Source organism: Streptomyces sp. UH6, assembly GCF_013421635.1.
GTDB classification, from domain to species: domain Bacteria; phylum Actinomycetota; class Actinomycetes; order Streptomycetales; family Streptomycetaceae; genus Streptomyces; species Streptomyces abyssomicinicus.
The window spans coordinates 1-8196 of sequence record NZ_JACADT010000174.1 but is presented as its reverse complement, the minus strand read 5'-3'; the positions used below and the strand labels follow the sequence as shown (position 1 = coordinate 8196).

The window sequence follows — 8196 nt, the reverse complement described above, 5'->3', positions numbered from 1 at the left end:
AGACCGTCCCGCTCGCCGGTACCGGCGCCCGGCTGGGCGCGGACGGCAGGACCGCCGCGGTGCACGACTACGAGAAGGCGATCAAGGAGTCGGTCTGGGTCGAGGCCCCCGACCTCGACGGCGACGGCTCGGGGGAGCGGATAGCCGTGGACGTCATCCGTCCCGCCGAACTCGACGGCGTGGAGCGCGTTCCGGTGATCATGGACGCCAGTCCCTACTACTCCTGCTGCGGCCGCGGCAACGAGAGCGAGAAGAAGACCTACGACGCGGACGGCACCATCGAGTCCTTCCCGCTCTGGTACGACAACTGGTTCGTGCCGCGCGGCTACGCGGTGGTCCAGGTGGACATGGCCGGCACCGGCCGCTCCACCGGCTGCGTCGACCAGGGCGGACGCTCGGACATCCTGTCCGTCAAGGCGGCCGTCGACTGGCTCAACGGCAACGCCACGGCGTCCTTCGCCGACGGCTCCCCGGCGGACGCCGACTGGACCACCGGCGCCACCGGCATGATCGGCAAGTCCTACGACGGCACGCTCGCCAACGGCGTCGCCGCCCTCGGCACCGAGGGCCTCGAGACGATCGTGCCGATCGGCGCGATCAGCTCCTGGTACGACTACGACCGCTGGCAGGGGCTGCCCTTCTCCTACGGCTACCCGAACTACCTGTCGACCTACGTGGCCGGCGGCCGTCTGCTGGACGTCGACTGCTCCGCGCAGCTCGCCCGGATGCGGGCCGACGCCGCCGACGAGACCGGTGAGCACACCGCCTTCTGGGACGAGCGCGACTACCGCGAGGGCACCCTGGGCGACGCCTCCCGGGTCCGGGCCTCCGCGCTGATCGTCCACGGCCTGCAGGACACCAACGTGGACACCCAGAACTTCTCCCGCTGGTGGGAGGCGCTGGGCGAGCACGGGGTCGAGCGCAAGCTGTTCCTGACCCGGCTGGGCCACGTGGACCCGTACGACTCCGACCGGGCCGAGTGGGTCGGGACCCTGCACCGATGGTTCGACCACGAGCTGTACGGCGTCGACAACGGCGTCACCGAGGAGCCGCCGGTGCGCGCCGAGATCGCCCCGGGCCGGGTCGTCCACTCCGGGACGTGGCCGGTGACCGACCGCGTCGCCGCGCTGCGGCCGGGGACGGACGGCACCCTGGCGCTGGGCGCGCGGGGGAAGAAGGGGGAGGCCGCCTGGACCAACAACCCCAGCGGCCGGCTCGCGCAGATGCTGGGATCCGGCGCCTCGGACTCGCGCCTCCTCTTCACCACCGGGCGGCTGGCCGACGACCTGCGCCTGTCCGGACCCGCCTCGCTCACCACGACGGTCACCACCGGCGCGTCCACCGGACAGCTCGCGGTCGCCCTGGTCGACTACGGGCCCGCCCAGCGCGTCTCCGCCTCCGGTGACGGGGCCCGCACCCTGACCACGGAGACCTGCTGGGGCGCCTCCTCCGCCGTCGACGACGCCTGCTACCGCGACGTCGAGCGGCGGACCGAGCAGTCCGACCTGCAGGTCCTCGGCCGCGGCTGGGCCCGCCTGGCGGGCGGCGGGAAGCACGCCCTGACCGTGGAGCTGCAGACCAACGACGTCCTGGTCCCGGCCGGACACCAGCTCGGGCTGGTCGTCACCAGCTACGACGGCGGTACGGTCCGGGTCGACGGCGCCGCCTCGGCGTACCGGATCGACCTGGGCGCCACCACGCTGAACCTGCCGGTCCAAGGACCGATGCGGTCCTTCGCGCCGGGGAGGTCACTGGTGCCGGAGGCCGTCGACGCGGCGGTCGTGCCGTCCGACGCGCGGAAGGTCCCGCTGAGCTGAGCTGAGCTGAGCTGAGCTGAGCTGAGCCGAGCCGAGCCGAGCCGAGCCGAGCCGGACGGAGCCGGTGGTGTGCGGGGCGGCCGCGGTCGACCGCCCCGCACCGCGGCGTCCGCGCGGAAGCGCGTCCCCCGTCCACGGGCGAGAATCGGCACATGCCGAACCTTCCGGGCAGCACGGCCGAGGTGTCCTCCGAAGGCGGCGGGGAGAGCACCGTCACGGTGATCGTCGCCGCCGCGGCCAACCTCGGCATCGCCCTCGCCAAGGCGGTGGCCGGGGTGATCAGCGGATCGAGCGCGATGCTCTCGGAGGCCGCCCACTCGGTCGCCGACACCGTCACGGAGCTGCTCCTGCTCACCGCGCTGCGGCGCAGCGAGAAACCGGCCGACCAGGCGCACCCGCTGGGCCACGGCCCGGAGCGGTACATCTGGGCGCTGCTGGCCGCCGTCGCCACCTTCGTCGGCGGGGCCGTCTTCTCCCTCTACGACGGCGTCCACACCCTGGTGAAGGGCGAGGACCTGGGCGACCCGCTGGTCTCCTACATCGTGCTGGCGGTGGCGTTCGTGCTGGAGGGGGTCTCGCTGCGCACCGGCCTGCGGCAGACCCGGGCCGAGGCCCGGCGGTACGGGGCGAGCACGGGGCGGTACCTGCGCCACACCCCGGACACCGCGGTGAAGGCCGTGGTCATGGAGGACACCGCCGCCCTCGTGGGACTGACGCTGGCCGCGCTCGGCCTGCTGGGCGGGCAGCTCACCGGCTCCGGCGTGTGGGACGGCGTGGCCTCGCTGCTGATCGGCGCGCTGCTGCTGTACGTCGCGTGGGTGCTGGGGCGCTCCAACGCCGAGCTGCTGGTGGGCCGCCCGCTGCCGCCCGCGGTACGGGACGGCATCCGTGCCGAGCTGCGGGCGGTGCCGCACATCGAGGAGGTCCTGGAGCTCACCACGCTGCTCCAGGGGCCGCGGGAGGCCCTGGTCGCCGCCAAGGTCGACTTCAGGGACGTCTCCACCGCGGCCGAGGTCGAGTGGGCCTGCGAGGCCGCCGAACGGCGGCTGCGGGAGGTGTTCCCGGTGATCAGCCGGGTGTACCTGGACCCGACGCCCGCGCGTGGAGGGGGCCCGGGTCAGCCCTCGTAGAGGCCGGCCTCGTTCAGCAGGTAGGCGGTCATCGGGTCGTAGTACCGGGGGCTGTGGACATGGTCGTCGAGCGGCACGGCCACCTGGAGGGTGCCCTCCGCCTCGGCCACGAACAGCGCGGGGTCGTTGCAGTCCGCGTAGCCCACCGCGTCCACGCCGTGCTGGGCCGCCGCCCCCGCCCAGCCGTGGTCGGCGACCACCAGGTCGGGCAGCGGACGGCCGTCCTCGGCCAGCGCGAAGAGGATGGCCCGCATCGGGTCGCCCGAGTGCGTGTGCCACAGGCTGGCGCCGCGCTCCACGACGGCCACGTCGGCGAACTGGACCACCCGGCCCTCCACCGTGCCGAGGTCCTCCGGGATCACCATGATCTCGCAGCCCGCGGCGCGCAGGGCGGCCGCCGTGGCCCGGTGGACGTCCAGCAGGCCGCCCGGGTGGCCGGTGGCCAGCAGGACCCGCTGCCCGTCCTCCGCCGCCTTCCGCAGCCGTGCCGCCATCCGCTCCAGCCCGGCCACGGTCAGCTCCGGGTCGATGGTGTCCTGCCCGGCCCGGTGCGCCGGGTCGTCGTCCACCCCGACCCGCTCCGCCATCACGGCCAGGACGTCCTGCTCGTCGGCCCAGCGGTCGCCGAACTCCAGACCGAACCAGTAGTAGCGGTCGCCGTTGGCGAGGGCACGGTAGTGGGACAGGTTGTTCTCACGCGGCGTGGCGACGTCCCCCGCGATACGGGTGCGCACGAGGTGGTCGATCAGCTCGTCACGGCTGGGTGTCGGGGTCCCGGGTATCGGCATGTCACCCATTCTGATGGACCCCGCCCCGCACGTCCTGGGGATTGTCCACAGGTTTCGAACCGGCGTCCGAAACCTGTGCGGCCGCCTCCGCCCCGAGCCGCCGGGGCCGTCCGGTCACCGTGCCGATGCGGGCGGTCACGGCCAATTGTTGCGGAGGGATGAAATCCGCATCGTCCGTGGTTGGTGCCTGGAAGAAGATCAGGACCGGCGGAGGGCACCCCGAGTGACGGAGCGGCAACAGGAGAGCGGCGGTCCCGGCTGGGCGCGCCGGCTGGGGGCGTACGCCTGGCGGCACCCCAAGGACGTGATACTCGCCCTGGGCTCCTCCCTGGCCGGCATGGCGGTCATGGCGCTGATCCCGCTGATCACCAAGGTGATCATCGACGACGTGATCGGCGACCGCAGCCGGGAGATGGCCACCTGGGCGGGCCTGCTCGTCGCCGCCGCGTTCGTCGTCTACGTGATGACGTACATCCGCCGCTACTACGGCGGACGCCTCGCCCTCGACGTGCAGCACGACCTGCGCACCGACATGTACCGCACCATCACCCGCCTCGACGGCCGCCGCCAGGACGAGCTGTCCACCGGCCAGGTGGTCGGGCGGGCGACCAGCGACCTCCAGCTGATCCAGGGCCTGCTGTTCATGCTGCCCATGACGATCGGCAACATCCTGCTCTTCCTGATCTCCCTGGGCGTGATGGCCGCCCTCTCCCTCCCGCTGACCGCGGTCGCGGTCGCGGTCGCCCCCGCCCTGTGGTGGATCGCCCGCCGCAGCCGCACCAAGCTGCACCCGGCCACCTGGTACGCCCAGGCCCAGGCCGCCGCCGTGGCCGGCGTGGTCGACGGGGCGGTCACCGGCGTCCGGGTGGTGAAGGGCTTCGGCCAGGAGGACCAGGAGACCGGCAAGCTGCGTGCGGTCGGCCGCCGGCTCTTCGCCGGGCGGCTGCGCACCATCAGGTTCAACGCCCGGTACACCCCCGCCCTCCAGGCGGTGCCCGCGCTCGGGCAGGTCGCCATGCTGGCCCTCGGCGGCTGGCTGGCGGTGGAGGGCCACATCACGCTCGGCACCTTCGTCGCCTTCTCCGCCTACCTGGCCCAGCTGGTGTCCCCGGTCCGCATGCTCGCCATGGTGCTCACCGTCGGCCAGCAGGCCCGGGCCGGCACCGAACGCGTGCTGGAGCTGATCGACACCGAGCCGTCGTTCCGGGACGGCACGGCCGAGCTGCCCGCCGACGCGCCCGCCACCGTCGAGTTCGAGGACGTCTCCTTCGCCTACAACGACACCCGCCCCGTCCTCGACGGGCTGTCGTTCACCATCCGCCCCGGCGAGACCCTCGCCGTGGTCGGCACCTCCGGCTCCGGCAAGTCCACGGTCTCGCTGCTGCTGCCCCGCTTCTACGACGTCACCGGCGGCCGGGTCCGGATCGGCGGCCACGACGTGCGCGAGCTGACCCTCCGGTCGCTGCGCGACGCGATCGGACTGGTGCCCGAGGATTCGTTCCTCTTCTCCGAGTCGGTGCGCGACAACATCGCCTACGGCCGCCCCGGGGCGACGGACGAGGAGGTCGAGCGGGCCGCCCGCGCGGCGCAGGCCCACGACTTCATCGCGGCGCTCCCCGACGGCTACGCCACCAAGGTCGGTGAGCACGGCCTCACCCTCTCCGGCGGCCAGCGGCAGCGCGTCGCACTCGCCCGCGCCATCCTCACCGACCCGCGCCTGCTGGTCCTGGACGACGCCACCTCCGCCGTCGACGCCCGCGTCGAGCACGAGATCCACGAGGCACTGCGCCACGTCATGGAGGGCCGGACGACCCTGCTGATCGCCCACCGCCGCTCCACCCTCAACCTCGCCGACCGGATCGCCGTCCTCGACGCCGGCCGCCTCGCCGACATCGGCACCCACGACGAACTGACCGAGCGCTGCGCCCTCTACCGGGGCCTGCTCACCGACCCCGACGAACTCGGCGGAGTCTCCCCGGGCCACGTCCGGGCGAGCGCCGGGGACCTCGGCGCCGAGCCCGCCGACACCACCGTCCGTGACGAGCTGGACGCTGAGTTCGACGCCGAGCGCGGCGTCACCCCCCGCCTGTGGACCGGCGACCGCGAGCCGCGCGACGCCGCCCTGGAGGGCATGCCCGCCACACCCGACCTGCTGGCCAAGGTCGACGCCCTGCCCCCGGCCACCGACACCCCCGACGTCGACGAGGAACGCGCGGTCCGGCCGGAGAAGGAGTACAACCTCCGCCGCCTGCTCCGCGGCTTCGGCGCGCCGCTGGCGGTCAGCCTCCTGCTGGTCGCGATCGACGCCGGCACCGGCCTGCTCCTCCCGGTGATGATCCGCAACGGCATCGACGACGGCGTGCAGCGGGCCGCGCTCGGCGGCGTCTGGGCGGCGTCACTGGTGGCGCTGGCCGTGGTGCTCGCCCAGTGGGCGGCGCAGGTCGGCGAGATGCGGATGACCGGCCGCACCGGCGAACGGGTGCTCTACGCGCTCCGGCTGAAGATCTTCTCCCAGCTCCAGCGGCTCGGCCTGGACTACTACGAGCGCGAGCTGACCGGCCGGATCATGACGCGGATGACCACCGACGTCGACGCGCTGGCGACCTTCCTGCAGACGGGCCTGGTCACCGCGTTCGTCTCGGTGGTCACCTTCTTCGGCATCATGGGCGCCCTGCTGGTGATCGACGTCGAACTGGCCCTGGTCGTCTTCGCGACGCTGCCGCCGCTGATCGTCTCGACGTACTTCTTCCGCCGCGCCAGCGTGAAGGCGTACGAACTGGCCCGCGAGCGGGTCTCCACGGTCAACGCCGACCTCCAGGAGTCGGTCGCCGGGCTGCGCATCCTCCAGGCGTTCGGCCGGGAGCGTTCCGGCGGCGAGCGGTTCACCGCCCGCAGCGACCTGTACCGGCGGGCGCGGATCCGGGGCCAGTGGCTGATCTCGGTGTACTTCCCGTTCGTGCAGTTCCTCGCCACGGTCGCCTCGGCGGCGGTGCTGTGGGTGGGCGCCGGGCGGATCGCCGCGGGCACGCTCACGGCGGGGGCGCTGGTCGCCTACCTGCTCTACATCGACCTGTTCTTCGCCCCGGTGCAGCAGCTCTCCCAGGTCTTCGACGGCTACCAGCAGGCCACCGTCTCGCTGGGGCGCGTCCAGGAACTGCTGCGGGAGCCGACCTCCACCGAGGCCGCGGAGCGGCCGGTGCCGGTGCGCGAGCTGCGGGGGGAGATCGTCTTCGACGACGTCCACTTCGCGTACGGCGGTGCGGGCGGCCCGGACGCCGGTGACGGCGCGGTCGTCGGCAACGGCGAGGGCGCGGACGCGGACGCGGGGGCGGGGGCGAACGCGCTGACCGGGATCGGTCTGCGCATCCCCGCCGGGCAGACGGTGGCGTTCGTGGGCGAGACCGGCGCCGGCAAGTCCACGCTGGTGAAGCTGGTCGCCCGGTACTACGACCCGACCTCCGGACGGGTCACCGTCGACGGCCACGACCTGCGGGAACTCGACCTCACGGCGTACCGGCGTCGGCTCGGCGTCGTGCCGCAGGAGGCGTATCTCTTCCCCGGCACGGTGCGCGACGCCATCGCCTACGGGCGGCCGGACGCCACCGACGCGGAGGTCGAGGCGGCGGCGCGGGCGGTCGGGGCGCACGAGATGATCGCCACGCTGGAGGGCGGCTATCTGCACGAGGTCGCCGAGCGCGGACGGAACCTGTCGGCGGGGCAGCGGCAGCTGATCGCGCTGGCGCGGGCCGAGCTGGTGGACCCGGACGTGCTGCTGCTCGACGAGGCGACGGCGGCGCTTGACCTGGCCACGGAGGCGCAGGTGAACGCGGCGACGGAGAAGCTGGCCGGGCGGCGGACGACGTTGGTGGTGGCCCACCGGCTCACCACCGCTGCGCGGGCGGACCGGGTGATCGTGATGGATCACGGGCGGGTCGCCGAGGACGGCACCCACGACGAGTTGCTGGTCCGTGGTGGGCGGTACGCGGCCCTCTGGCAGACCTTCATCGGCGCCCCCGAACCCGCCCCCGACCCCCACTGACCCACCCGCGCTCCGTCCACGGGGCGTTCCCCGTGCGCTCCCCACCCCGCCCCCACCCGTTCCGTCTGCGGGCAGTCGTGCCGCTGGGCGCGCCCCCACCCGTTCCGTCTGCGGGCGTTCGTGCCGCAGGCCCCGGCCGTTCCCGTTACCGTCTGCGGGCAGTCGTGCCGCTGGGGCGATGGGGGTCCTCCCCCAGACTCCGTCCGGGGGTACCCCCACCTGCTCGAGCGAAGTCGAGAGCTTGGGGGAGGGTGGGCGCAGGCCTCACGTGCGCACGCGACGGCTCGCTCCGCGGAACGTAAGTCCCTCTGTGAAGGGGGCGGGTCGGGGGAGGAACAGTGCTGTCCGCCCAGGCCCGGCTTGTGCACGCCGCGGTGAGCACCCGTGCGTACGGCGCCGCCCGCTTGCGCGTGGTGGAGCGG

At 73.6% G+C, this 8196-nt stretch carries 4 protein-coding genes; 3 read left to right on the top strand and 1 reads right to left on the bottom strand.

Features of this window, described 5'->3' with window-relative positions; all coding sequences use genetic code 11:
- Both HW445_RS11765 and HW445_RS11760 read left to right on the top strand, forming a co-directional pair.
- Positions 1-1817: CocE/NonD family hydrolase (locus HW445_RS11765; protein WP_180220972.1), on the top strand; the 1817-nt coding region annotated here is incomplete at its 5' end.
- Positions 1818-1969: 152 nt separating this feature from the next.
- On the top strand, positions 1970-2947 hold the full coding sequence (locus HW445_RS11760) for a cation diffusion facilitator family transporter (RefSeq protein WP_180220971.1): 978 nt from the start codon (positions 1970-1972) through the stop codon (positions 2945-2947).
- Here the strand turns inward: HW445_RS11760 and HW445_RS11755 are convergent.
- The gene (locus tag HW445_RS11755) at positions 2935-3735 is read right to left on the bottom strand and encodes a phosphatase (RefSeq protein WP_180220970.1); all 801 of its coding nucleotides are present in this window, start codon (positions 3733-3735) and stop codon (positions 2935-2937) included. The genes HW445_RS11760 and HW445_RS11755 overlap by 13 nt on opposite strands.
- Positions 3736-3958: 223 nt before the next feature.
- Between HW445_RS11755 and HW445_RS11750 the strand changes: the two genes are divergently transcribed.
- The gene (locus HW445_RS11750; protein WP_180220969.1) at positions 3959-7774 is read left to right on the top strand and encodes an ABC transporter ATP-binding protein; all 3816 of its coding nucleotides are present in this window, start codon (positions 3959-3961) and stop codon (positions 7772-7774) included.
- The last annotated feature ends 422 nt before the right edge of the window (positions 7775-8196 follow it).

Excerpts from the sequence above, each read along its gene's own strand:
- HW445_RS11760 (WP_180220971.1), top strand. The coding sequence starts at position 1,970 with ATGCCGAACCTTCCGGGCAGCACGGCCGAGGTGTCCTCCGAAGGCGGC.
- HW445_RS11755 (WP_180220970.1), bottom strand. The coding sequence starts at position 3,735 with ATGCCGATACCCGGGACCCCGACACCCAGCCGTGACGAGCTGATCGAC.